This window comes from Paludisphaera rhizosphaerae (genome assembly GCF_011065895.1).
In the GTDB taxonomy this organism is placed as follows: Bacteria; Planctomycetota; Planctomycetia; order Isosphaerales; family Isosphaeraceae; genus Paludisphaera; species Paludisphaera rhizosphaerae.
Genome location: NZ_JAALCR010000031.1, coordinates 1 through 24,367, shown reverse-complemented (window position 1 = coordinate 24,367; position 24,367 = coordinate 1). Strand labels below are relative to the sequence as shown.

The following is a 24,367-nucleotide window of genomic DNA, read 5'->3' as shown; positions in this document are numbered from 1 at the left end:
TCAGGGCTCGCCGACGTGATTGGCGGCGACTTCAGCCTTCGTCAGCGGTCGGATCGCGATTTTGCGGACGAGGCCGGCGGAATCCCACGCGGAGAAGCCCATCGGCTCGCTGGCTCGGACCTGGATCCGCGTCGAGAGTTCGCGGTTCCGGACGTCGACCTTCACGATCTCCTTGTCGTCGATCCAGCATCGAACGGCGTCGGCCGTGACGCGGATGCGGAAGCGGTACCAGGTCTTGTCCTTGTAGGTGAATCCGGTGGTCGTCTCGTTCTCCGAGGCGTCCGCGCCGTCAAGGCAGGACAGGCCGGTAATATTCCCGCCCCAGCCGCCGTTGACGAACGTGAGGAAGCCGTCGCGAACGGGGAACGTTGCGGCGGCGAAGAAATCGTTCCCTTCAGTCCGCATGGCCTCGTAAGAGAGCTCGTAGTCGGCGGTCGGCAAGTCCTTGCGTGTCGTCGTCACGCCCGAGAGCGAGTCGCCCACTGGGAGCACGATCGCACCGTCGGCCACTCGGACATTGAGCGTCTGGGCCTTGTAATAGTCCGTCTTTTCCCAGCCTTCCAGAGTCGCCCCGTCGAACAGAGAACGCGCTTCCGGGGCTTTCGGGGGAGGCTCCTCCGCGGCGAAGGCCCCGAAGCAGATGATGAGGGCCAGAATGCTCGGCATGCCCGACTCCTTGCGAAACGAGCGGCTCATTCCATCGATCGCCGCGTCCGGCGGTCGATCCACCCGATGCTAATCGAACCGTCCCGTCGGGTCGACCTGGCGTACAGTCGGCCTTTGCGGATTCGTCGCACGCTCGAGCCCGTTCTCGACGATTTCCTGGAAGGCCGCGCCCTATGATGAAGAAAGATAAAAGGGCTGGATCTGGATGCGGATGCACGGCAATGCAGGAGAGCGGGCATGGCGACCAGAGTGAACGACGGAGGAATTGACAGGCGGGGCTGGCTCCGCGCGACGGCTGCGGGCGTACTTGGGTGTGGGTGCGTCGGACGCACCTTGGCCGCCTTCCAGGACGTTGCCCCGTCAACGTCGACGCCTCTGGTCGTCCGCGACGTCGATCCCGACGAGATCGTCCGCAATGTCCGTGAGGCCGGGCTGGGCGAGCCGAGAAAGCTGCGATCGAACCACTACCTGGCGATCGGCGACGCCGCCGAGTCGTTCATGAGGTCGAGCCTTACGGACTGCGAGATGCTGTTGCTGGAGTATCTCCAGCACTTCAAGGACCGAGGCTTTGACGTCCACGAACCGACGAAGCCGTTGATTGTGGTCGCCTTCCGCGACGATCGTTCGTTCGGTCGCTTTCACAAGATGCCGTCGCTGATGGAGGGCGGTCCCCAGCCGGTCGGGATGTATGACAAGACGACCAACATCCTGAGCGTCTTTGACTGGCGGAACGTTCCCATGGCCAGCCGAGCGGCCAGCAAGAACGTCCAGACCGTCTCCCACGAGGGGACCCACCAGTTGACCTTCAACACGGGGTTGCTCGACAGGGCAGCCGACGTGCCGCTCGCGGTGATCGAGGGACTGGGAACCTACGGGGAACCGCGCAAGGTGATCGGTCCCAGCGAACTCGGCCGGATGAACCTGCAACGGGCCGACGATCTGGCCAAGCTCCGCCGCAGCATCCCCTGGATCCCGGCCCGCGAACTTCTCGCCGCCGACGTGATTCTCCGGTCCGGCTCCTTCGGCCGTGTGATGCTCGCATACGCCGAATCGTGGGCTCTGGCGCACCTGCTGCTTCACGACAAGGACCGGATCGTCGGCTTCCGCGAGTACCTCAAGGCCGTGCGGTCACGTACGAAACCCGACCACCGCCTCGACGATGCCAAGCAATTCCTCGGCGATCTCAACGAGTTGGATCGCGATCTCCAGGCCCATGCCGTGAGTTTGGTCCGATCGATTTGATTTCGAAAAGCCGACGGCGCGGCCCGCTCGTGTAAGGGGACCGCGCCGGTGTGGTTTGTTTTCCGACCCCGGTTCAGGTTCAGTTCGCCTTGGGGTTCAACAGCGTCGAGCCCGGCAGCGGCGGGAGCGAGGCGGTCGTCTCCTCGTTCGAGGGCATGAGCTTGGCGGCGGCTTCTCGGACGTCGGACGAGGCGTCCGACTTGGCCATCTCAACAATTCGTCGCTTCACCGCGGGGTCCTCGGTCTTCCGCTCGCCGAGAGCCTGAACGGCCTGCATCCGGACCGAATGGTCGGCGTCGTGCGAGAGCCGCAGCAGCCAGATCACGGGATCGATGTCGGTGCGGTCCTTGACCAGGGCCACCACCGAGGCTCGCTGGTCAGCGCGGGGGCTGGTCATCAAGCCGCCCAGACTGATCTGCTCCTGGCTCAGACCCCGGAGCTTCAGAGCCGAGATCGAGGCGCTGCTGATCGGGCCGTCGCTGTCGTGGATCCGCTGGAGCAAAAGGTCTTCGCTCAGCAGCGTGGGACGGGAGGCGAAGGAGAGGATCGTCTGGCGACGGACTTCCACGGCCGGGTCGTCCAGGTGCGCCAGGGCCGGCGCGGCGGCCGAGTCAATCGGCAGGAAGCCGAGCGAGTAAACCGCCGCGGCGCGGGTGCGGACGTCATTGGAGGCCAGGCAGCGGACGACCGGCTTGTGGAGATTCTCCTTCCAGACGGCGACGGAGTTCTCGTCTTCCTGTGAGAGAGTCCGCCCCGGAATCCACGACCAGAACTTGCTCGTCTGGCCCAGGGCTGCAAAGCGGACGTCCGGATTGGAGTCGGACAGGGCCGCGTTGTAGATGTCGTGAATCGGCTTCAACGATTCCATGAACCGAGCCGGGGCCGGATCGGCGCCGAACCGCTCGATCATCGTCCCGGCGACGACCGTGGCAGCGCCTCGGCCGGCGGGCGGGAACTTCAAGAAGCCGGCTCGGATCCCCGAGATCAGGTCGAGAAATCCGCCGATCTCAGTATCGGCCACGGCGGCGCGAGGCGCGTCAGCCTTGCCGGCCACTCGCTTCTGCGTCTCTTCCAGCGCTCGGGCGTCGCCCTCACGAAGACCGGCCGCCAACTCCTCAACCGAGTTGGAGTCGCTGTACGTCTTCGTCGGCGACGTCGTGGCGGCGGACTTCGGGTCGCTCGCCGAGCCGCAACCGCTCGCCGTGAAAACCAGGCCCGCACCGGCCGCAACGACGGCCAGACCGCCTCTGATCCAAAGTCCAGCCCCGCTTCGCTGTGGCATGTCGGCCTCCTTGCCTTTTGTCGGAACCTGTCCGTGATTCCCGCGCCGATCGCGCGCTCCAAGTGATGGGCGTGGATCTTAGTGACAAACGCCTCGTCGGCAAGATCGATCTCGATTTCGCCTCCAGTTTCGCCGCGCGTCGGCCGACGCGCGCGAGATCCGACTACATGTCCCAGGGACCTCACGCGATCTTAGGGTCTTCCTAAGTTGCCTGGTTTTTCTTGGGGTGCGGAAATTACCTGGTTTGCTTGGGATCCGGTCAGGATTCAGGGCCGATCGACCGATCCCTAGGAGTGTGGAGAGGCAGACTCGGGGACGGAGTCCCGAGGAGTAGCCGACGCGGGAGCGGCGGCCGAGACAGGATGGAGCGCGCTATGACCGGAACTGGCGACGATCGCTTGCGATCGGCGGTCGGCAAGGCCGTCGGGTTGATGTTGACCCTCTCCATCGGCCTCACGCACGCGGCGACGGGGGCAGGGATTGGCTGGAGTCGGACCGAGCCCTCCCAGGTGGTTCCGCTCGAGCAGATCCCGGCGGAGTTCCGCGAGTCGATCAGCGAGGTCATCCGGGATCACACCTTCCATCGCCGAGGGGACTCCGAGGCGTTCCCCTGCGATCCCTCGCTCTATCTCTCGCTGGTCAACGAGCCGGCCATCACGCTGGCTCTGTGGAAGGATCTCGCGGACAACCCGGTCCGGATCAAGCGGACTGGACCCGACAGCTACACCGGCGAGGACGGGTCGGGCTCCTCGGCGGCATGGCAGTACGTGTTGCGGTCGCCCAAGATCCACGTCGTCCTGGCCAACCTGGCCTACGTCGGCGGCACGCGAGGCTCAACCCGGATCGACGCCCGGGTCGTCCTGATCCTGCGTGCGGGCTACTACCGCGAGGTCAACAAGGAGCCGTACATCCAGCACGACGTCGAGGCGTTCGTGAAGGTCGACTCCAAGGGCTGGAAGACTCTGGCTCGGACCTTCCGTCCGGTGGTCGAGCGGCTGCTGGACGACCAGGTGAAAGAAGCCGGCCAGTTCATCTCGCTGATGACGCGGTTGGTGGTCAGCTACCCGAACTGGGCCACCGAGGTCGCCAATCGCGAGCCCGAGGCCACGCCGGAGACCCGCGCCCAGTTCCGGACGTTCGTCGCCCAGAATCGCCGCCCGGACGCCTCCGAAGGCCGGCCGGTCGTGATGGCGGACGCCTCGCAGGCTCAGGGGGACGCCCGTCGCCGTTGACGAACGGGCCGTCCGCATCAGATCTCGGCGTCCTCGTAGACCGGCTTACGGTGGGGGGCGTCGGGGTCCATGCCGCAGCGGATCATGGCCATCCGCTCGCGGTGCGTGATAATCATCTTGACGATGCCGCTCACCGCCCCGGAAAGGATGGCGACCAACGCGATCCAGGCGAACCAGGGGAGGACGTTGAGCAGGCTCCCCGCGACTTCGACGTGCTGCATGCGACTACCCTCATGGAGGGGTGGGGGACGGTTTCGAGGCGCTCTGTCGATGACCGATTCGCCGCCGGCCGGTCGATATTTTGCAGAATCCTCCAAGACCCCCCGCCTATTTGACCGGCGGCCCGCCCATCTCATGCAACCGCCGGCGCATCTCCCAGCCGGCGAGAGCGTCGAGCGGGCGAACGACCTCGCCCTCGAAATCCAGGTCGACGGCGACCCGGACCCAGCAGCCGATCCGCTCCACGTCGCCCGGGGCGGGTTCGGGGACTTTACGGAGCCTGACTGACCCGTCCGAGCCGGCAACGGCCAGCCGACGGCCGTCGGGGGCGAAGGCGAGGGCCAGCGTTCGCCCCCCCTGAGACATCGACGGCCCCACCGCCAGGCCCGATGCGGCGTCCCACAGGCGGGCCGAGCCGTCTCGGCCGCGCGAGGCGACCAGTGATCCCTCCGGATGGAAGACGGGGGAGACGTCCCGTCCGTCATGGACGAACGGCTCACCGAGCGGCGATCCATCGCGGGCCGAGTGCAGCCTGGCCTCGCCAAGCTTCGACGCCGTCGCGAAGGTCTCTCCGGAGGGGCTGAACCCGACCCAGGCGATTTCGTCGTGGCAGGGGATCTCGAAGAGGGTGCTCCCATCGAACAGGTTCCAGAGCCGGATCAACCCGTCGTGGGAACAGGTCAGGACGCGATCGCCCGCCGATGATGCGGCGATCGCGGTGACGGTCTCGGCGTGGACCAGCGGACGTTCGCTCCGGCGGCGGGTCAGGAGATCCCAGGCCCACACCTCGCCGTCGCCGGTCGCCAACGCGAGGAGAGACCCTCCGAGCGCCGTCAATTCTCGAGCCGAGCCCAGCAGCGGCCGTGGATCCTCCGCCACGGCGAGATTTGCGTCCACGTCGCGGAGCCATCCCCGAGCCTCCCGATCCAGCACGGCCAGGCACGAGCCGTCGCCGCCGGAATACAGATGGACGACCCCCGCGCCCATGGCCGACGATTCGGTCTGGGGCTCGCCGGAAAGGCCGTCCCAGCGCCGGACGACGCCCCCCTCGCAGCCGGTGGCCAGGCGTCGTCCGTCGGGCGAGAACTCCATCGCCCGGACCGGGCAGGGGTGGACCATCGGAGTTCCCAGGGGCGTGGATCGTGAGACGTCCCAGATCCGGACCACTCCGTCCGCCGAAGCGGTCGCCAGACGTTTGCCGTCGGGGCTGAACCGGAGGATGTGGACCTCGCCGACGTGCGCGATCGTCCTTTCGACCATCTTGTCGCGGCGGTGCCAGGCGGAGAGGCTGGTGCGAATGCCACGGTCGCGGTCGGTGGGGCCCCGTTCGAGCGCCCTGGCCAGCCAGAGCATCCCCTCGCCGTCTCGGCCGCGGTGGAAGCACGTCGAGGCCCTTTCGACGGCCAGCCGGGCCTGGGATTCGCGGACCGCCTCGAGCGCCTCCTGTTGTTCGTCGCGGAAGCGGATCGCCGCCAGCCAGCTTTCCAGGGCGTCGGCCATCGCCAGCGGCGAGGCGTAGCGATCGGTTGGACGTACAGCCATCGCCTTGAGGCAGATCGCCTCTAGTTCGGCGTCGACGTCCTTGCGCTCGCGGCGGGGGGAGGGAAAGACTCCTCGGCTGACCTGCTCAAGCATCTCGCCGAGATCTTCGCCGACGAATGGCGGCCGGCCGACGAGCAAGAAGTACAAGGTCGCGCCGACGCCGTAGACGTCGCTCGCCGGACCGATCCGATCCACGTCCCCGGCCGCCTGCTCGGGACTCATGTAAGCGGGGGTGCCGATCGCCGAGCCGGGACGGGTCATGTACGGCAGGGCGCGGGGATCATGGTCGAAAAGGGGCAGGGGAGGGGACGCGTCCGGAGCCCGCGAGTCGAGCGTCTTGGCGATGCCCCAGTCCAGCAGGAGCGTTTCGCCGAAGCGGCCGAGCATGATGTTCTCGGGTTTGACGTCGCGGTGGACGACGCCTCGGCTGTGAGCGTATCCCAGGGCGTAGCAGACCTCGACGACGCTCCGCAAGAGGCGGCGGAAGGTCAACTCGCGCCCTTCCCTCGGCTCCCCACGAGCGGCTCGGTGGAAGCGGACGACGGCCGCATGGAAGGTCTCCCCCTCCACGAGCCGCATCGCGTAGTAGGGCCGACCGTCGGCGTGCCGCCCCAGTCCGTAGACCGGCACGACGCCGGGGTGTTCCAGCCGGCCGGTGATCTCGGCCTCCTGGAGGAATCGGAGCTGGCAGATCTCGTCGTGCGCGTGGCGGGGCTGCAACTCCTTCAGGGCCACCTTCCGGTCCAACTCCAGGTCGAGGGCTTCGAAGACCACTCCCAGGCCCCCCTGCGCGTGGAGCTTGCCGACGCGGTATCGGCCGGTCGCGGGCGTGGGCGTCGGCGTTTCGGGGACGTCGCCGCCCGCTTCGATCGGCGGGCCGGTGTAGGCGACGGTCTCGGTCGACACGGGAGCCGACGAGGGCTCCGCGAGACGGGCGAGCTGAGCCGGGGTCAGCCGCGTCCGTCGTCGGAGGATCTCGGCCATCGTCGCGCCGGGCTCGCGTTCCCAGGCTTCGAAGGCGGCCAGGAGCGCCTCGGTGTCTACGAACCCCTCGCGGAGGGCCCGCAGGCCGACGGCCAGATCCGAATCGTCGTTATTCGGCACGGATGTTCTCCCGGGAGCGCAGGGCGGGTTCGCTGGACCTGCCGACTCCTCCTCTAGGAGGAACCGGGGCGGATATGAGACAATCTCCCCCCGGAAAACGCTCGACTACCTGCAAGGAAAGAGTTCGACGACATGAGCGACGGCAGCACGCCTGCACAACTGGCCTGCGACTTCTGCGGACGCCCCGCCTCCGAGGCTGGGCCGATGATCGAGGGGAAGGCCCTCCAGCCGATCGTGCCGGGCCGGCCGATCTCTCACATCTGCTCCAACTGCGTCGACGTTTGCGACGGGATCTTTCAGCAACACGACCGGGCCAAGATCCAGATCGACAAGGTCCCCACGCCCCGCGAACTCGTCGCTCATCTTGACGACTACATCATCGGCCAGGAGAACGTCAAGAAGACCCTGGCTGTCGCCGTCGTCAACCACTACAAGCGAGTTCTGGGCCGCGAGATCACCGACCCCGACCTGCAAGACGTCGAGGTCGCCAAGAGCAACGTCCTCCTGATCGGCCCCACCGGCTGCGGCAAGACGGCCCTGGCCCAGACGCTCGCCCGTCGGCTGCACGTTCCTTTCGCCATCGGCGACGCCACCACGCTGACCGAGGCCGGTTACGTCGGCGAGGACGTGGAGAATCTGATCCTCAAGCTCGTCATGGCGGCCGATTACGACATCGCCGCGGCCGAGAAGGGGATCATCTACATCGACGAGATCGACAAGATCGGCAAGACCAGCCAGAACGTCTCCATCACGCGCGACGTCTCTGGCGAGGGAGTCCAGCAGGCTCTGCTGAAGCTCCTGGAAGGGACGACGGCCAACGTCCCGCCCCAGGGGGGCCGCAAGCATCCGGAGCAGCAGTATCTCCAGGTCAATACCACCGACATCCTCTTCATCTGCGGCGGCACGTTCGTCGGGCTTGAGGAGATCATCGCCAAGCGGTTGGGCCGCAAGATGATCGGCTTCGGCCGCGGCGAGGAGGCCACCGACCGCGAACTCGAACGCAACGAGTTGGTCGCCCAGGTCACGCCCGAGGATCTCGAACGCTTCGGCATGATCCCCGAACTCGTCGGCCGACTGCCGATCATCGCGACGCTTGACCAGCTTTCGGTCGAGGACCTCGAGAAGATCCTCGTGGAACCTCGGGACTCGCTGAGCAAGCAGTACCGCGTCCTCTTCCACCTCGACGACGCGAAGCTCGAATTCACCCCCGAGGCCATCCACGAAATCGCTCTGCTGGCCAAGGCGCGGGGCACCGGCGCGCGGGCGTTGCGATCGATCATGGAAAACCTGATGCTCGAGATCATGTACGAGCTTCCCGAACGCGAGCCCGGCCAGACCTACACGATCACCGACAAGATCGTTCGCAAGGAGGCCCGGCTGTTCGAGCCCGCCGCGAAGGTGTGACTTCCTCTCGGGGATGATCGTCATGACCGAAGAGACTTCCGGGAGTTCGGAGCCCGCCCCGACCGCGTCCCGTCGCTGGGTCGACGGGATGCGGCCGTGGCTCTTCGGACTGCTGGTACTGGCGATTTACTCGTGCAACCGTCGGGGGATCTTGGCGGCGGACGACACGGGACCCAACCAGCTTCTGGCTTACACCTTCGTCGTTGGCGACGGTCCGTTCCTCGATCAATTCAAGTGGTACTGGGATCTTCAGGGCGCTCGGGAGGACGAGGTCGCCTTCATGAACGGGCGGATCCTCTCGCGCCACCCCGTCGCCCCAGCGATCATCGCCGCGCCGTTTTACCTGGTGCAGATGTGGTTTGTGGATTGGGCCTGGCCGGGATGGCGGAACGACCCCTTCCTGGTCGCCGGCTATTGCGGGCGGTTCTCCAAAAACGCCGCGGCGGCGATCGCCGCCCTGATCTCCGTGGTGCTGATCCAGGTTCTGGATCGCCACGGCCTGAGACGCGTCGCCGTGCCGACCGCCCTGGCGGCGGCGCTGGGGTCGGATCTCTGGGTGGTGGGGAGTCAGGAGTTGTGGGCGCACGGCCCGGCGGCGCTGGCGTTGATCGTGCTGGTGCGGCTGCTCTCGCCGGGGAAGGTCTCGCGCTGGCGGTTGGCGGCGGCCGGTCTGACCGCCGCGTCTCTGACGGCGATCCGCCTGGTCGACGTCGTCTTTTCCGTGGCGGTCGCGCTCTGGGTGCTGAAGGCCCGCCCCAGGGATTTCATCTGGTTCTTGATCCCGGTGATCCCGATCGCCGCCGCCTTGCTGGGGTACAACCTCTGGTATTTCAGGTCGTTGGAGGGGGGCCAGGCCCAGCTTGAAGCGTTCCACCCCCGGCTTCACGGAGTCGAGGGCGTCTGGACGGGGAACATCCTCGACGGCGCCGCCGGCACGCTCTTCAGCCCGGCGCGAGGGCTGTTCGTCTTCTCGCCCTGGGTTGCGCTCGCGCTGCTGGCGATCCCCGCCACGGCTCGCCGGCTGGCCGCGTTTCCGGCCGTCGTCTGGATGCTTTGGGCGCTGATCCCGTTCGGTCTGCTGATCTCCAAGTATTCGGTCTGGTGGGCCGGCTTCTCGTTCGGCCCGCGCTACTGGACCGAGGTGACGCCGCTCTTCGCCATCCTGCTCGCCTTCGCGCTGGATTGGGCCTGGAGCCGGAGCCGCTGGCTGCTCGTTCCGTTCGCGGTCGTCATCGTCTGGTCGATCGCCATCCAGGCGATCGGCGCGTTCTGTTATCCAAGTTCCTGGAACCTGGCCCCGGCCACCGTCGACCTCAACCACGAGCGACTCTGGGACTGGCGCGACAACGAGGTCGTCCGTTGCCTCCGCGAGGGCCGCAAACGCTGGTAGAGACCGATTCGGAGGAGACGCGATCATGGATCTGGCGGAGAACGACCCCGAAGCCGGCTCAATCCCCCTCCAGCGCCGTCGGGCCGTCCTGAAAGGGCTGGCGGGACTGGGAATCGGCGGTCCCGTCTTCCATCGGGCGCTCGCAGCAGAGGCCGCCCAGGCCGCCGACGTGACTCCCGAAATGGTCCGCGCCGCCGAGTGGATCGCGGGCGTTACATTCACCGACGCCGAGCGCGAGCAGGTGGCCCGATCCGCCCGTGGCAGCCTCGCCCGTTTCGAGGCTCTCCGCAAGGTCGACGTCGACTACGACGTCAGCCCCGCCATCCAGTTCAACCCCGCGCCGGGGCTTAAGCCGGCTGAGGGAGTCACGCGCAACCAGGCCCGCCCCATCGCCTCGGCGACGATCGAGCGGCCGACGTCCGAGGAGGATCTCGCGTTTCTCCCTGTCGCGAAGCTTGCCGAGTTGGTTCGCGCCCGCAAGGTCTCGTCGGTGGAGTTGACGAAGCTCTACCTGTCGCGGCTCCGCCGCTTCGACCCGCTGCTGAAGTGCGTCGTCACCCTGACGGAAGAGCTCGCGCTCAAGCAGGCCGAGGCGGCCGACGCCGAGATCGCCGCGGGTAAGTATCGAGGCCCCTTGCACGGGATTCCGTGGGGCGCGAAGGACCTGATCGCCTATCCGGGATATCCGACGACCTGGGGGGCGCCGCAGTTCAAGGACCGCGTGATCGACCGCAAGGCGACGGTCGCCGCGCGGCTGGAAGAGGCGGGGGCCGTGCTGGTCGCCAAGCTGAGCATGGGGGCTCTGGCGATGGGCGACCGCTGGCACGGCGGCATGACCCGGAGCCCCTGGGATCCGCGTCGGGGATCGAGCGGGTCGTCGGCCGGCTCGGCCTCGGCGGCGGCGGCCGGGCTGGTCGGTTTCGCCATCGGCAGTGAGACGCTCGGCAGCATCATCTCACCGTGCCGGGCTTGCGGCTGCACGGGGCTCCGACCGACGTTCGGAAGGGTGAGTCGCCACGGCTGCATGTCGCTTTCGTGGACGATGGACAAGCTTGGGCCGATCACCCGCTCGGTGGAAGACTGCGCTCTGATCCTTGACGCGATCCACGGTCACGACGGCCTTGACCCCACGGCCGTCGACCAACCGTTCGCGTGGCCGCCGGCCGTCGATCTCTCCCGGATCAAGGTCGGCGTCCCCGCCCTCCAGGATCGACCCGTTGACGATCGCCCAGAGGTGGCCCTGCTGCGAGGCGTCGGCATCGAGACGGTTCCCATCGAGCTGCCCACGCGGTACCCGGCCTCGGCAATCTCCCTGATGCTAGGAACCGAGGCCGCCGCCGTCTTTGACGGCCTGACGCGCGGGCACGTCACCGAGGGCCTTAACGAGTGGCCCGAGACGTTCCGCGTCGGCCAGCTCACGCCGGCCGTCGAGTACCTCCGCGCGGCGCGGGTGCGGACGCTCCTCATGAACGACATGGCCAAGCTCTTCGAGAAGGTCGACGCCTTCCTCGCCTGGGGGAGTCCCGACCTGACGATCACCAACCTCACCGGCCATCCTTCGGTCATCTTTCCCATCGGCCTGACCGACCGCGACGGACGTCCCACCCCCCGTCTCCTCACCTTGACAGGCCGCCTGTACGACGAGTCGACCCTCCTTTCGATCGCCCTTGCCTGCGAATCGGCCGCAGCCGATCCCTCGCGCCGACCGCCGATGGAACGGTGGCTGGCCGAGTCGGGGCGTTGATGACCTCGCGCGATGAACTCCGAATGCCGAGAGGTTGAAGATGACGCGAACACTTCGATTGATCGGGACGGCCTGCATCGTCGGCTCGCTTTGGCTGGACCTCCCGAAGGCCTGGGCCGTCGACTCGGGCGTCCAGGTTGAAGAGGCTGACCACCGTGTGCGAGTGACCTGGCCGATCTCCAACGGCGAGAGTGGTTCGGCGGTCTTCAGCCTCGATCCCGCGAAGCCCCTCATCGAATCGCTCGGGACGACAGCGGCAAAAGGGAGCGTGAAGCCGGTCGCGACGGGCTTGAACCCGGTGATGACTCTGACCGTGGGGAGCCGCGATCTGAAGAACCCGGCTGGGTGGGTCGCGTTCTTCGACAACCCTCCTCTGCGTCCACACCAGACCTATCCCGTCGTGCTGGGGAAGCGACGGGCGGTCGTGAGTAGCCTGGGCTCCAGGACCACCGTGAGCATCGCCGAGGTCTCCGCCGCGTCGTTTCGCGGGGACCTTCGGTTCACGTTCTACCGCAACAGTCCCTTGATCCGGGCGGAAGCGGTCGTCGCCACGCAGGAGGACGGACGGGCGATCGTCTACGATGTCGGCTTCGCGGGCGCGAGTCCGGGATGGGAGGCGATCGTCTGGAACGATGCGTTGCGCGCCCCGAAGAAGGCTGCGGTCGATCCGAACTCTCCGGCGACTCCTCTCGCGGTCGCCGGCCGGTCCGTCGCGGCCGAGTCAAGCGGCGGGGCGCTCGCCGTTTTCCCGGAGCCGCATCGCTTCTTCTACCCCCAGGACGAGGCGTTCAACCTGAAATTCGTCTGGCATGGCCGAGACTACGGCGGCTCTACCAGCGGGTACGGCATCGGGATCCGCCAATCCATTACTGGGGATAAGCGATTCGTCCCCTGGTTCAATGCGCCTCCCGGGACGGAGCAGCACCTGGGCGTCTACCTGCTGGTGTCGTCGGGCGACGGTCGCAGAGCTCTCGACGCCGTCGCGAAGTACACGCGAGGCGACCGATACAAGGTGCTGGCGGGCTATCAGACGTTCACCAGCCACTATCACATCGAGCACACTCTCGAATACCTTCGCCGGCAGAAGGATCAGGGGACGACGGGCCTCCCACGCGAACTCGAAACGCCGGGACTCGTCGAGACGTTCAAGGCCCGTGGGGTCGACATCGTCCACCTCGCCGAATTCCACAACGGCCAGACCCCGAAGCTCGGCGACGCCGAACGGCTCCCGCAGTTGAAGCTCCTGCACGAGGAATGCGCCCGCCTCTCCGAGAAGGGGTTGCTCGTTCTGCCGGGCGAGGAGCCGAACGTCCACCTGGGCGGACATTGGCTGAGCTTCTTCCCGAAGCCGGTCTACTGGGTGCTGAACCGTCAGGACGGCCAGCCGTTCGTGGAGGAGGTCGAGGGCTACGGCAAGGTCTACCGAGTCGGCAGCGCGGACGACGTCCTCCGGTTGATGGAGTTGGAAGACGGCCTGATGTGGACGGCCCATCCCCGGATCAAGGGGGCCATCGGCTTCCCCGACAAGTACAAGGACCGCGACTTCTTCCGCTCCGAGCATTTCCTCGGCGCCGCCTGGAAGGCGATGCAGGCCGACCTATCGCGGCCCACCCTCGGCTGGCGCGTGCTCGACCTGCTCGACGACATGGAGAACTGGGACGCGCGGAAACAGGTCCTCGGCGAGGCGGACCTGTTCCGCATGGAGCCCGACTACGAAACCTACGCGCACATGAACATCAATTACCTCAAGCTCGACGCCTCGCCGCGTTTCGCCGACGGCTGGAAGCCGGTGCTTGACGTCCTCCGCGGCGGTCGGTTCTTCACCACCACGGGCGAGGTCCTGATCCCGGATCTCACCATCGGCGGCAAGCCCTCAGGCCAGACCCTCGGACCCATCGGCGACGGGCCCGTCATGCTGGAAGCGACCCTGGAATGGACCTTCCCCATGGCCTTCGCCGAGGTCGTCTCCGGCGAGGGCCGGCGCATCTTCCGCCAGCACATCGACCTCACAGACACCGAGGAATTCGGCTCCCGCAAGCTTCGCATCCCAATCGACCTCAAGAACTGCACCTGGGCGAGATTCGAGGCATGGGACGTCGCCGGCGACGGGGCCTTCACCCAGCCCGTCTGGATCAACGCGGAAAAGCCGTGAACTGATGAAGTCGCATGTGTGAGGGGTAGCAGCGTTGGTCCGACGGCTGGCCGGCATGGATACGCTCCAGTCGCCGTGCTAATATTGGGGTATGTCAACAGGACTCGTCGGCACATCATCGAAGAACGGAGCGGCCATCCTCGGCCGGGTCATCAACCCCGACGACCCGTCTTTGCACCCGGAGGCCGCCCGCTCGATCCTGAAGTTTACGTTTCCGGAAGAGGACAAGGAGCGAGTGGCCGCTTTGCTCGCGAAGAATCAGGAGGCTGGACTCACTGCGGACGAGCGGGCCGAGCTTGACGAATACCTTCGCGCCGACGCCTTTCTCTCTGTGCTCAAGTCGAAGGCTCGGCTCTCGCTTAAGCGCGCCGGGCTGAAGTCCTAAAGCATGACGCCCACACTGGAACGTCGCGTTCGGCGACGTGCGAGAGGACGCTGCGAATACTGCCGGCTCCCCCGCTTTGCCTCTGAATTCACCTTCCCCATCGACCATATCATCGCCCGGCAGCACGGCGGCGCGACCGAGGCTGACAACCTCGCGCAAAGCTGCCCTCACTGCAACGCCCACAAGGGGCCGAATATCGCCGGGCTAGATCCCAGCACGGGCGAATTTACACGGCTTTATCATCCCCGTATTCACCGCTGGCGCGAGCATTTCGCCTGGACGGGAGCCGTGCTCAAGGGGCGCACTCCCATCGGTCGTACCACCATCGAGGTTCTCGCGATCAATGACCCAGACATGGTAGCCGCTCGCGAGGCGCTCATCGAAGAGGGCAGATTCCCGGGTCGATAAGACCTGGTCGGGCGTCGGCACGGCATTGAAGGACCCGTGTGGCAAGGACCTGGATTAGGGTGCCTCCGCGTGCTCCGTGCTGACGACGCGTCCCTGGTCGTCGTACAGGTTCAGGAAGTAGACTCGGGCTCCGGTCGGCACAGGCGCGGAGACGCGCTTGGCCGCCTGGTCGATTTCGGCCGCCTTCGACTCCCATTTTCGGTCTGACCATTTGCCGAGGTCGGCCGTCCAGAGCAGTTCGGCCTTCTGGACGGGGGTGTGGGGCTCGTACGACGCCTGGACGCGGTCTTCCTGGGTTTCGAGTTTGCCTATGCGAGGGAGGGGAGGGCCGCCCTTGAGGATGGAGTCGGCGAAGGCGTGGATTTCCTCGGGGTTCTCGCCGGCGCCGCCGTGGCCGTGGGGCATGCGGAGTCGGACGGCCAGCGTCGAGGGGCCGCCGGCAGCCCGGTACGACTTCTGCAGCGAGTCGAGCGGGTAGGCGAAATCGTTGGTGCCCGTCACCCAGAGCTTCGGCATGACGCCCTTGGGCAGGTAGTGGGACGGATCCCAGAGCGCCAGCCAGCGTTCGCCGGCCGGGCCCATCTTCCCGAGCTGATCCTTCCACGTTGAGTTCTCGCCGAGGAACCCGCAGCCGTAGACGGGGACGGCGAACTTGAAGCGGTCGTCGAGGCCCGAGACGACGCAGGTCAGGTAGCCGCCCCAGGAGATCCCCGTCAGGCCGATCCGGTCGGCGTCGACCTCGGGGAGCGACCGCAGCAGCGAGTGCGCCAGCAGGACATCGGAGACGGCGTGATAGGGCCACTGATCTTCCGGAGGGCCGAGCGCTTCGCCGAAGTGGTCGGGAGGAGGGCCGCCGTTTTCGTGCCGTTCCCACTTGGCGTACGACCCGCGCGGGACCGTTCCGGTCGTATCCATGGCGATAGCGGCGTATCCCCGACTCGTCCAGAGCTTCACCCAGGCCTCGAAAGCCGTCCCGCCGCCGCCGTGGACCAGCACCATCCCCGGCGCTTTCTCGCCGGCCGGGAGTTTCGGCAGTCCGACCCAGGCGAAAACCTCGGTCCGCTTCCCCTTCCAGGGCATCCCCTCGTAGAAGACGGCGGAGAGCCCGTCGCTCTGAAAGCCCTCGGCGGGACGGCTCTTCGGGGCGTTGAAGAGTTCCGGCTTCGCCTGCATCGGCGGCGGCGACTGACCAAAGGCCGATGCGGCGAGGAACAGCAAAGCGAGCCATGTCGGCAGGGGGCGGATCGTCATGGGAGGGCTTCCATCCGTTGGTGGCGGGTTGTACGCCTCCCATGCTACGGCGCCGTCGAGCCTCCACGAATCATTCTTCTCCGAGAGTCAGCGGTTCCGTCGGGCAAGTCCTCGGGTGTGGTATTGATGAGCGTCGGACGGTGAAATTGCCCCCCCATTCCGAGGCGAAGCACTCATCATGGGCCACTACCAGAAGATCGGCGTATTTGTCGTTCGTGCGTATGCCGTCTACACACTGGCCACCGGGCTTATGGGCTTTCTTGACTACTTCGTGATGCGGTTCCAGGCCCTTCCTGGATCATCCGATAGGCTCGGGGCCTCGTTCAGCTGGACGGTCGCCGGAATTGTAATGTTCTCCATGAGTCCGGCCCTGGGGCGAATCATGGCGGAAGGGCTCGACTCACCAAAGGCGGCTGAACCGCACGACGAGATGGAGTAAGCATCAGGCGGATGCTGATACGTCGGACGCTCCCCGAAGGCTGGAAACCGTCGCGCCGGGAACCACCTTCCACCCGGTGATCGACCGTTTTCACAGCGTGTCTCGGGTGCGCTCCGACGTGGCCGGATCGTCCTGAGGCGACGACTATTCAAAGGCCGAGAAGTTCCCGCTCGGCGCGGAGCCAATCGGCCTCCGCCGAGCCGCTCCCGGACGAGGTGAAGATCTCGAAGGCTCGTCCGGCGATCGACTCGTGGGTGACGAACTTCTCGAGGACGAATCTCGGGCCGGGGCCGTCGACCTCTCCCTCCGTCAAGAAGCGACCGACGATCGAAACGTGTGGAGTCGGGCGACTATTAACCGTCTCCAGAACCCCGGGCTCCTGGCCCGGCGATGTCCCGTCGCTCAGCAAGAGCAGATGATTCGGGGCAGTCCCGTTGATCAGGAAGAAGGCGTCTGTGGACATGTCCAGGTTGCCGTGGAACATCGTTCGAGTCTTCGCAGGCATCGACGAAACCTCCGAAGGGTCAACCGAGATGGTGAGGAGGACGACTCACGGCCAATTTCACCGTTGAATCATCGGCCTCAAATAGAACGCGTCGGCGTCGGCCGATCTTTCATCCATCCTCGCCCGCCATTCCGGGGATTCGTTCTGACCGTGTTTTCCGGAACAGGCGATCCTAAAGTTCTCGAGAAGCGGGCGGATTTCCGAACCGGGATCGTGATCCGAGACCAGCGTATTAATAGACGTTGTTCTTTGACAATCCGGCCGTTGGTCCATCTGCGATGGGGGGCGACCCTCGTACGATGTCGGCGAAATGAGTCGAACGGACCCAATTTGCGGGGAGGATTCCGAAGTTGAAATGATAGATGTGACAATGGCTTAGGGCGAATGGCTGGGTGCCGCGATGGGACGAGGGGAGTCAATCGAAGCCAATCATCCCTGGAGCGCGTTTGGTGTATGGCCTGGCCTTCAGGTTGGGATAGGGAGCGGAAATCATGACCACGCCTGATGTCGCATGACACCGGCGTGGTCAGGGAACCCAGCCTGGGGTTACTTAGGTTGAGCCGAGCGACAGGTCCTAGAATACGGGCGGAACGAAGCCGCTGCGCGGGATCGTATTGTCGATGCTAAGGCGTTTCCCATTGGAAGGTTGCGTCGAACGGCTTCGGTTGCGACGACCAGCAACCGAAGCCAATCGAACCCGCCGAGTCAATCGTCGTCGTCCTTGTCGCCCCCTGGTCTGGGGAGGACGAACGCGGCGCGGACGGGGGGAGGCATGGGGGAGTCGACGCCGCGGACGGCCTTCCAGATGATCTCGTTGAAGACCAGGTCGTCGGCCTCGTCCTCCTCGTCGAGGTCCAGCTCAAGGGACGCCTCCGCACCTGGGGCGTCTGCAGCGTTTCGTTGGTTGAGGTCGATCCGCGCCGGGCGGTTCTGATAGGGGGTGAGATCGGCGGTCGAGGAGAAGGAGGCCCACATCGGGCGGGCGGCGGCGTCGAACTGGCTCATGGGGTTGAGGCCCAGGATCAGCTCCATGGTCCGGAGCATCGAGGAGGTGGAGTACATCGTGGAGTCCACCCCGCGGTTACGCGTGTAGGGGCTGATCGCCAGGGCGACGGTCCGATGGGCGTCGACGTGGTCCGAGCCGTTCTGGGCGTCGTCCTCGACGACGAAGACGGCCGTATCCTTCCAGAACCGAGAACGGCTCAGGCCTTCGATCACACGGCCGAGCGCCAGGTCGTTGTCGGCGACCATCGCCTGCACCGTGGGGCTGCCTGGCTTGGCGCCGGCGGTGTGGTCGTTGGGGAGTCGCAGGACGATGAGGGCGGGCATCTCCCCTTTCTCCTCGAAGCCTTTCAACTCGGTCAGGAAGCGGTCGGCCCGCGAGACGTCGGTGATCGTCAGATCGAAAGTGGGGAACTCGGGATCGAAGTGGCCTTCCAGGGCGGGCATCTTGGTCGTCATGGGGGTTCCTGGACCGCCGCTCCGGGCGACGAACTCGCCGTACGACCGGTAGGAAATCCCTTTCTCCTTGGCCTTGTCCCAGAGATACCCGCCCGAGGGGAAAGCGATCGGCATCTTTCCTTCCGAGGGATATGGGACGCGCCGGTCGCCCCGATAGCTCAGCGGCCAGGTGCGTTCGACGAAGTCGGTGGCGTAGGCTCCCATCGTCCATTCGTGGCCGTCGGCGGAGACCTCGCCATCGACGTAGAAGTTGTCCAGCAGCACGAACTCCCGGGCCAGCGCGTGGTGGTTCGGGGTGATCTCTTCGGGGAAGAGACAGAGCTTGGGGTCGCCGTTGCCTTCGGGCATGTCGCCGAAGACGTGGTCGTAGGTCCGGTTCTCCTTGACGATGTAGATGCAGTGCTTGATCGGGGAAGGATCGCCGACCTTCGCCGGGATCGGGTTGCCGGCCGGCGGCTTCGGGCCGGCGGCCACGGCCGAGCCCTCGGCGGGGAGCGGGCAGCATTCGTAGACGGTTCTTGTGTACGCAACCATCTGCTTTGGAGTGGGCATCGGGACGGTGGAGAGCGTCCCCTTGAGCAGGCCGGCGATATACTCGCGGAGCGAGGGGGTCGCGATCCCCGGCACCGGCCCTTCGCGATTGGCCCTGGACGAGGTCCCCTTGCCGTTGGCGATCCAGAGGCTCTTGCCGTCCCGCGAGACCCGGACGGAGGTCGGATACCAGCCGGCCGGGATGAACCCCAGCGGGGCGCTGTGTTCGGGGTCGGCGATGTTCACCACGGCCACGTCGTTGGTGTTGGCGTTGGCCACGAACAGCAGGGATTCATCCGGCGAGACGGCCAGCGAGTTGGGCGTGCTCCCCGACGGGGCCTTCGGATGGATGGCCGTGCCGATCGTGGGCAGGGGGATCTCGTCGCTGGCCTCGAAGACGCTGACCGTGTTGCGGTTGGCGTTGGCGACGAAAAGGTATCGACCGCCCTTGGTCAGGAGCAGTTCGTTGGGGTGCTCCTCGGTCTTCCAGGAGGCGACCACCTTGCGGTCGGCCGTGGCGATGACGGCGACCTCGGCCTTGCCCCACAGGCTGACGTAGAGCCGGCCGCGAGTCTCGTTGAGCGCCAGACCGTAGGGGTAGCTGTCAACCGGCAGAGGGATTTCGCCGACGGCTTTACCCGCCGCCAGGTCGATCTGGACGACCCGATGGCCCCAGGCGTCGGCGACCCAGAGCGTCGAGCCGTCCTTCGTGGCGGCCAGACCGGCCACCGCGCCTCGGATCTCGTCGACGCCTCGGCGCGTGCGGGGGAGCGGGGCGACCGGGTCGGCCTCGGCCGCCGGCGCGGGGGCGTGGAGCGACAGCGGACGGCGGTTCGAGAGCAGGCCGTCGGCGTGGTCGAAGACGTAGACGAGGTCGTCGAATCCGCCGCCGACGAAGAGCTTCGAGCCGTCGGCCGACCACGTCAGTCCGCCGTAGGTCTCGGGCACGGCGACTCGGCCGATCACGTGGTGCGTCGCCGTGTCGATCGTTACCGCCTCGTGCTCGCCGTATCCCGCGTGAAGCACGGCCAGGACCGGCTTCGACGGATGCTCGGCCAGCAGGATCGGGAAATCGCCGAGGGCGGTCTGCCGCCCCACGGGCTTCAGCGACCAGCCGTTCGGCAGCAGCACCGAGCCCGAGGGCTTCACGCCTGGCCAGACGACCGCCTCGGCCCGCGGCGGCTTATCGGTAACGACCTGTCCCCAGGAAGTCCCAGCCGTCGCCGCCAGGCCCAGCCAGCCGACCAACCGCATCATCCGTCGCATCGTCGCGCCCTCCGCCACGAATCTGGTTCGTTCGACGGAGGCGCATTCTACCAGGCGAATTCGCTCAGGTCAGGTTGGTGAGCGGACCGTCGCCGCAGAAGTCGGGGTTGCCGAACCTGTTCAGTTCGGTGTGACCCATGCCGTGGGCGACCGCCAGCAGGAGCCGGTTGTGGGGCGTCTTCTTGTACTTGAGCGACCGCCCCATCTTGAAGTCGAGCCCGTTGCCGACCAGCACGAAGGGAATGTTGTCGAGCGTGTGCGAGTTCCCCTTGCCCAGCTCGTTGGTCCAGATGATCGTCGTGTTGTCCAGCAAGCTGCCGGGGCCGCCGGGCTCGGGGGTTTCGGCGAGTCGCTTCGACAGGTAGGCGAGTTGCTCGCAGTACCACTTGTTGATCTTGGTGAGCTTCTCCACCGACGCCTTGTCGCTGTCCGGGTTGTGGGAAAGCTCGTGATGGCCCTCGTTCACCCCCAACCAGTGCATCTTGGCCCCGCCGACGGAGTTCGTGTACTGGAGCGTCGCGACGCGGGCGAAGTCGGCGGCGAAGCTCTGGACCATCAGGTCGATCTGGGCCTTGCTGATCCTCGGCATCTCGTCGTTGGCCGTCTTGATGCCTGGCTCAAGCTGAGGGACGGCGTGGTCGAGGCCGGAACCCTCGGTCGACTTCAGCTCGCGCTCCATTTCGCGGACGAACGTCGCATGTTCCTCAAGGATCCGGCGGTCTTCGACGCTCACGGCGGACTCGATCTTCTTCAGGTCCCCCTGAACGTCGTCGAGGACGCTCCTGAGGGTGGCCTGGTCTTTCATCCGACCGTAGAGCTTGTTGAACATCTGGTAGGGGTCGTCGATCGGGGCGATTGGCTTGTTGGGGCCGTCGTAGACCATGCGGGTCCAGGTGTCGGCCCGGTCGGGGACCATTACGCCGAACTCCAGCGAGCCGAACCGGGTGCGGGTCGCCTCGTCGGCCTGATACTTCTTCTTGATCTCCTGGTCGATCGACAGCCCGCTCGCCCAGCCGGCCGGCGTGTCCGAGCCCCCCTGGATGTTGCCGGGGAACAGCTCAATCCCCGTCAGCAGGCAGCCCATCCCGCGCATGTGGTTGTCGCCGTCGCCGCGGACCTTGTCGCAGACGCCGTGCAGGATCAGGGTCTTGTCCTTGAACGGCTCCAACGGGGTCAGGCTCTCCTTGAGCTTGAAATCCGCCCCTTCCTCATCGGGCCAGAAGGCGTCCGGGATGATGCCGTTGGGGCTGAACATGACGATGAGCCGCTTCTTCCGCGCGGAGGTCCCAGCGAAGCCCAGGCTCGGGAGGTTCAGCAGGAACGGCAGCGCCGCCGAGCCAAGGCCGAGGTCGCGGATGAAGTCGCGTCGCGAGCGGGATCGGGCCATGGTTACTTCTCCGAGCTTGAGGCGACGCGTCGCCGAGAGGAAAGGAGGTCCGTTCGATTAGGGAGTCGCCGCCACCGTCTTTTCAGCAGGCTGTCGGGAGGCCGTCGCCGAGTCGGCCATCATCTCGACCATCAGCTTGCGGATGTTGAAATCGGCCTTCTCGAAGGCCGTTGCCAGCTTCTTGAGTTCGTCGGGGCCGAAGGCGTTGACCGGCTGCTTGACCAGGTTGTGGAACAACTGCTGGGAGAAGGCCGTCCGCGTCTCGTCCGCCTTCACAAGGTAGTCCGCCAACTCGCGAGGCCCGCGCAGGACGATCGACTCGCCCGACGTCGCCTGATAGGTCCCGCTGGCGTCGATCGGCTTGCCGTTCTCCTCCTTGCGGAAGCGGCCGAGGGCGTCGAAGTTCTCCAGCGTGAATCCCACCGAGTTGATCATATCATGGCACATCCGGCATTCCTTGGGGCTCGTCTGCAGAGCCACTCGCTCGCGGGTCGTCAGCCCGGCGTGAAGGTCTGGGGCGAGCGGCGCAACGGCCGCCGGAGGCGCCGCCAGGGCTCGACCCAGAACGCCTCTCGCCAGGAAAACGCCGCGATGAATCGGGGAACTGGTCGCCGTGTAGGCGAAGCTCGCCATCAGGTACGGATGGGTCAACAACCCCGCGCGAGGCTCATCGCTGAGTTTGATCTTCTGGAACGGCGCGTCGGCCGGCAGCGACGCCCCGTACAGCTTCCCGAGCCGGCCGTTGAGGTACAGTTCGTCCGATTCCAGGAAGCGTCGGAAGTCCGAACCGTCCGACCAGGCCACGTCGTCCAGGAACATCTCCAGCGAGGTTCGCAAATCGGCCGCCGTCGCTTCGTCGAACTCGGGGAACGCCTTCGGGTCCTTGGACAGGTCGGCCACCCGGTCGACTCGGAGCCACTGGAGGAGGAACTCCCGCAATTTGGCCTTCGTGCGGACGTCGTTCACCATCCGCTCGGCCTGCTTCGCCACCTGATCGCGGTTCTTCAATTCGCCCTTCGCAGCGGCTTCCAGCAGTTCCTGATCGGGGATCGAGTCCCAGAGGCCGAACGAGAGCCGCGAGGCCAGGTCGTACTGGTCCGGGTTCGCCGAGGCCTCCTGATAGAGAAACGCCGGCGAGAGCAGGGTCGACAGCACGACCCGCTTCACGGCGATTTCCAGGTCGACGCCGTCGCCGAAGCGACGGTCGACATACATCTGTTTCTGCTCGTCGTCGAGCGGCCGGCGGAAAGCTCGTTCGACGAACCGCTTGCAGAACGCCTGGACTTTCTCCCGACGGTCGGACGCGTCGGTGCTCGTTTCCGCTAGGCGGTTCAGGTGGTCGACGACGTACCCGGCCGTCTCCAACGCCGCATCGGTCGCGGCTTCGTCCCAGGCCCGCGAGACCGACGTCCCCCGCTCGTAGCCCATGCTGCGATCATCCGGGGGGAAGGGCGTGTGGAGGACGAAAACCTCGGGGGTCTTCTTGGGAGAGAGATATCGTGCGGAGAGCGTCTCCACCACCCCCTTCGGCCGCTTCCAGAGCAGGGCGATGCTCGCCGGAGTCGGGGGCGGCGGGCCCTTCTTCTTGTCGTCGTTGACCCCTTGCTTCCCCTTCGCCATCTCCATCCGGATCGGATAGACCCGACCACCGATCAGCCGGATCGTCTCGCGGTACTCGTTGTCCTTTCCCGACTTCACCCAGCGGTCGATGAGCGGCTTCTCAAGATCGTTCACCCAGAGCTTCACCGAATGCTCGGTCCGGACGACGAACTCGTAATCCCCCGAGTCCGGCGCGAGCACTCCGCCCTGCCATCGGATGAAGAATCGATGCCCGACCTCGTCCGAGCCAGGCAGATTGACTCCGAAGTCGAACTGGACCGACGGATCGACGCGGTCGATCAATCGGTCTTCCTGACGACTGCGTTGGGACTTGAAGTAGTCGCCCTGAAGGCCCTTCGGCCCGTCCCACTCCATGGAGCCTCGGAACGAGCCGATCAGATCGGCCAGGGCGTTCTGGTGCTGGCGTACCGTCAGCCGAGACAACTCGATCCGAGCCGGCTTGTTTCGCGCCTGCGCGACGCTCGAATAGAAGGCGTCGTGAATATAAGCGGCGACCTCATCGGCATCGTCGCCCACACAGGTCCCCGGGTCGTCCTCTGGCATCGTCTTGGCGATGTACTTGGCAAGCTCCTTGATCGACTTGTCCCCCACGAGCGCGTGCGGATAGTCCTCGGCGCCTTCACCCGCTAGACCGTGGCACGATGCGCACTGCTTCAAGTAGATAGCTTTGCCCTTCGTCGCCTCATCCCCTTGGACGGGACGTGACAGCGCGACCATCGCCAGGGCCAAAACCACGGGCATCCAACGATCGGCCATAGGGAGGAGAGTTCTCATGGCGAGCCGACCTTACCACGCAGAGGAGGGAATGAGCGTGACCGAGAGGGACGAGTCGAGCAGGCGGGAGTCTCGGCGAATCGAGTGGACCGCTACCAAGGATCAGCGTGAGAAGAAGATCGCCCGGCCCATCTTGATGGTGGCGTTCAACAATTCTTTGACTCCTCTCCCTCTTGTACAGCGTGGATGAGGCTGAAGCAAGATCCTCTCCTCTGAGAGTCGTCGTCATGGAGCCGATTTCCCTCCCTAAAGCTGATCGCGCTCCAAGCGAATTCGGGGAATTTCCCAGAGCCGAGTGTGATCGTAAACTACGTCCGCATTAGGTTTTACGGTTGACCATGCCGGGCCGCGACGACAAATAAC

General features: G+C 65.9%; 18 protein-coding genes. 9 read left to right on the top strand and 9 right to left on the bottom strand.

The features are described 5' to 3' along the window. Window positions 1-666, bottom strand: a complete 666-nt coding sequence (locus G5C50_RS27015; protein WP_165074095.1) for a 3-keto-disaccharide hydrolase — start codon at window positions 664-666, stop codon at window positions 1-3. Between the two features lie 237 nt (window positions 667-903). Between G5C50_RS27015 and G5C50_RS27010 the strand changes: the two genes are divergently transcribed. Next, the gene (locus G5C50_RS27010; RefSeq protein WP_165074094.1) at window positions 904-1,908 is read left to right on the top strand and encodes a DUF1570 domain-containing protein; all 1,005 of its coding nucleotides are present in this window, start codon (window positions 904-906) and stop codon (window positions 1,906-1,908) included. A 79-nt stretch (window positions 1,909-1,987) separates the two neighbouring features. Here G5C50_RS27010 and G5C50_RS27005 read toward each other — a convergent pair whose 3' ends face one another. After that, window positions 1,988-3,190, bottom strand: a complete 1,203-nt coding sequence (locus G5C50_RS27005) for a HEAT repeat domain-containing protein (RefSeq protein ID WP_165074093.1) — start codon at window positions 3,188-3,190, stop codon at window positions 1,988-1,990. Between the two features lie 374 nt (window positions 3,191-3,564). On the opposite strand from G5C50_RS27005, the gene G5C50_RS27000 reads away from it, so the two are divergent. After that, a complete protein-coding gene (locus G5C50_RS27000; RefSeq protein WP_165074092.1) occupies window positions 3,565-4,422 on the top strand; it encodes a hypothetical protein in 858 nt (285 codons plus the stop codon). A 17-nt stretch (window positions 4,423-4,439) separates the two neighbouring features. Here G5C50_RS27000 and G5C50_RS26995 read toward each other — a convergent pair whose 3' ends face one another. After that, window positions 4,440-4,643 (bottom strand): hypothetical protein, encoded by a 204-nt coding sequence (locus tag G5C50_RS26995; protein ID WP_165074091.1) that lies wholly within the window; start codon window positions 4,641-4,643, stop codon window positions 4,440-4,442. A 106-nt stretch (window positions 4,644-4,749) separates the two neighbouring features. Then, a complete protein-coding gene (locus G5C50_RS26990) occupies window positions 4,750-7,287 on the bottom strand; it encodes a WD40 repeat domain-containing serine/threonine protein kinase (protein WP_165074090.1) in 2,538 nt (845 codons plus the stop codon). A 132-nt stretch (window positions 7,288-7,419) separates the two neighbouring features. Between G5C50_RS26990 and clpX the strand changes: the two genes are divergently transcribed. The 6 genes from clpX (at window position 7,420) to G5C50_RS26960 (ending at window position 14,770) form a co-directional block, all read left to right on the top strand. Continuing rightward, window positions 7,420-8,691 (top strand): ATP-dependent Clp protease ATP-binding subunit ClpX, encoded by a 1,272-nt coding sequence (gene clpX, locus G5C50_RS26985; protein ID WP_165074089.1) that lies wholly within the window; start codon window positions 7,420-7,422, stop codon window positions 8,689-8,691. A 22-nt stretch (window positions 8,692-8,713) separates the two neighbouring features. Beyond that, on the top strand, window positions 8,714-10,081 hold the full coding sequence (locus G5C50_RS26980; RefSeq protein WP_165074088.1) for a hypothetical protein: 1,368 nt from the start codon (window positions 8,714-8,716) through the stop codon (window positions 10,079-10,081). Window positions 10,082-10,106: 25 nt separating this feature from the next. Then, on the top strand, window positions 10,107-11,825 hold the full coding sequence (locus G5C50_RS26975; RefSeq protein ID WP_165074087.1) for an amidase: 1,719 nt from the start codon (window positions 10,107-10,109) through the stop codon (window positions 11,823-11,825). Between the two features lie 40 nt (window positions 11,826-11,865). Further along, window positions 11,866-13,977: a CehA/McbA family metallohydrolase domain-containing protein gene (locus tag G5C50_RS26970; protein WP_165074086.1), complete on the top strand. Its 2,112-nt coding sequence runs from the start codon at window positions 11,866-11,868 to the stop codon at window positions 13,975-13,977. A gap of 91 nt (window positions 13,978-14,068) precedes the next feature. Continuing rightward, on the top strand, window positions 14,069-14,362 hold the full coding sequence (locus G5C50_RS26965; protein ID WP_165074085.1) for a phosphoenolpyruvate carboxylase: 294 nt from the start codon (window positions 14,069-14,071) through the stop codon (window positions 14,360-14,362). Between the two features lie 3 nt (window positions 14,363-14,365). Beyond that, a complete protein-coding gene (locus G5C50_RS26960; protein WP_165074084.1) occupies window positions 14,366-14,770 on the top strand; it encodes an HNH endonuclease in 405 nt (134 codons plus the stop codon). Between the two features lie 54 nt (window positions 14,771-14,824). Here the strand turns inward: G5C50_RS26960 and G5C50_RS26955 are convergent, their stop codons facing one another. Next, the gene (locus G5C50_RS26955; RefSeq protein WP_165074083.1) at window positions 14,825-16,021 is read right to left on the bottom strand and encodes an acetylxylan esterase; all 1,197 of its coding nucleotides are present in this window, start codon (window positions 16,019-16,021) and stop codon (window positions 14,825-14,827) included. A gap of 178 nt (window positions 16,022-16,199) precedes the next feature. Between G5C50_RS26955 and G5C50_RS26950 the strand changes: the two genes are divergently transcribed. Further along, window positions 16,200-16,460, top strand: coding sequence for a hypothetical protein (locus G5C50_RS26950; RefSeq protein WP_165074082.1), 261 nt, complete (start codon window positions 16,200-16,202; stop codon window positions 16,458-16,460). A 148-nt stretch (window positions 16,461-16,608) separates the two neighbouring features. On the opposite strand, the gene G5C50_RS26945 is transcribed toward G5C50_RS26950, so the two are convergent. The 4 genes from G5C50_RS26945 to G5C50_RS26930 form a co-directional block, all read right to left on the bottom strand. Then, window positions 16,609-16,965 carry a DUF2934 domain-containing protein gene (locus G5C50_RS26945; RefSeq protein WP_206107874.1) on the bottom strand — a complete coding sequence of 119 codons (357 nt, stop codon included), beginning with the start codon at window positions 16,963-16,965 and terminating at the stop codon, window positions 16,609-16,611. 705 nt (window positions 16,966-17,670) lie between these two features. After that, window positions 17,671-20,223: a bifunctional YncE family protein/alkaline phosphatase family protein gene (locus tag G5C50_RS26940; RefSeq protein WP_165074081.1), complete on the bottom strand. Its 2,553-nt coding sequence runs from the start codon at window positions 20,221-20,223 to the stop codon at window positions 17,671-17,673. Between the two features lie 64 nt (window positions 20,224-20,287). After that, on the bottom strand, window positions 20,288-21,610 hold the full coding sequence (locus tag G5C50_RS26935) for a DUF1552 domain-containing protein (RefSeq protein ID WP_165074080.1): 1,323 nt from the start codon (window positions 21,608-21,610) through the stop codon (window positions 20,288-20,290). 57 nt (window positions 21,611-21,667) lie between these two features. Beyond that, on the bottom strand, window positions 21,668-23,971 hold the full coding sequence (locus tag G5C50_RS26930) for a DUF1592 domain-containing protein (protein ID WP_240907384.1): 2,304 nt from the start codon (window positions 23,969-23,971) through the stop codon (window positions 21,668-21,670). Window positions 23,972-24,367: the final 396 nt, after the last annotated feature.

Bases quoted from the DNA above. Each gene is read 5' to 3' on its own strand.
- G5C50_RS27015 (WP_165074095.1), bottom strand. From the start codon at position 666: ATGCCGAGCATTCTGGCCCTCATCATCTGCTTCGGGGCCTTCGCCGCG.
- G5C50_RS27010 (WP_165074094.1), top strand. From the start codon at position 904: ATGGCGACCAGAGTGAACGACGGAGGAATTGACAGGCGGGGCTGGCTC.
- G5C50_RS27005 (WP_165074093.1), bottom strand. From the start codon at position 3,190: ATGCCACAGCGAAGCGGGGCTGGACTTTGGATCAGAGGCGGTCTGGCC.
- G5C50_RS27000 (WP_165074092.1), top strand. From the start codon at position 3,565: ATGACCGGAACTGGCGACGATCGCTTGCGATCGGCGGTCGGCAAGGCC.
- G5C50_RS26995 (WP_165074091.1), bottom strand. From the start codon at position 4,643: ATGCAGCACGTCGAAGTCGCGGGGAGCCTGCTCAACGTCCTCCCCTGG.
- clpX (WP_165074089.1), top strand. From the start codon at position 7,420: ATGAGCGACGGCAGCACGCCTGCACAACTGGCCTGCGACTTCTGCGGA.
- G5C50_RS26980 (WP_165074088.1), top strand. From the start codon at position 8,714: ATGACCGAAGAGACTTCCGGGAGTTCGGAGCCCGCCCCGACCGCGTCC.
- G5C50_RS26975 (WP_165074087.1), top strand. From the start codon at position 10,107: ATGGATCTGGCGGAGAACGACCCCGAAGCCGGCTCAATCCCCCTCCAG.
- G5C50_RS26970 (WP_165074086.1), top strand. From the start codon at position 11,866: ATGACGCGAACACTTCGATTGATCGGGACGGCCTGCATCGTCGGCTCG.
- G5C50_RS26965 (WP_165074085.1), top strand. From the start codon at position 14,069: ATGTCAACAGGACTCGTCGGCACATCATCGAAGAACGGAGCGGCCATC.
- G5C50_RS26960 (WP_165074084.1), top strand. From the start codon at position 14,366: ATGACGCCCACACTGGAACGTCGCGTTCGGCGACGTGCGAGAGGACGC.
- G5C50_RS26955 (WP_165074083.1), bottom strand. From the start codon at position 16,021: ATGACGATCCGCCCCCTGCCGACATGGCTCGCTTTGCTGTTCCTCGCC.
- G5C50_RS26950 (WP_165074082.1), top strand. From the start codon at position 16,200: ATGGGCCACTACCAGAAGATCGGCGTATTTGTCGTTCGTGCGTATGCC.
- G5C50_RS26945 (WP_206107874.1), bottom strand. From the start codon at position 16,965: ATGCCTGCGAAGACTCGAACGATGTTCCACGGCAACCTGGACATGTCC.
- G5C50_RS26940 (WP_165074081.1), bottom strand. From the start codon at position 20,223: ATGCGACGGATGATGCGGTTGGTCGGCTGGCTGGGCCTGGCGGCGACG.
- G5C50_RS26935 (WP_165074080.1), bottom strand. From the start codon at position 21,610: ATGGCCCGATCCCGCTCGCGACGCGACTTCATCCGCGACCTCGGCCTT.
- G5C50_RS26930 (WP_240907384.1), bottom strand. From the start codon at position 23,971: ATGCCCGTGGTTTTGGCCCTGGCGATGGTCGCGCTGTCACGTCCCGTC.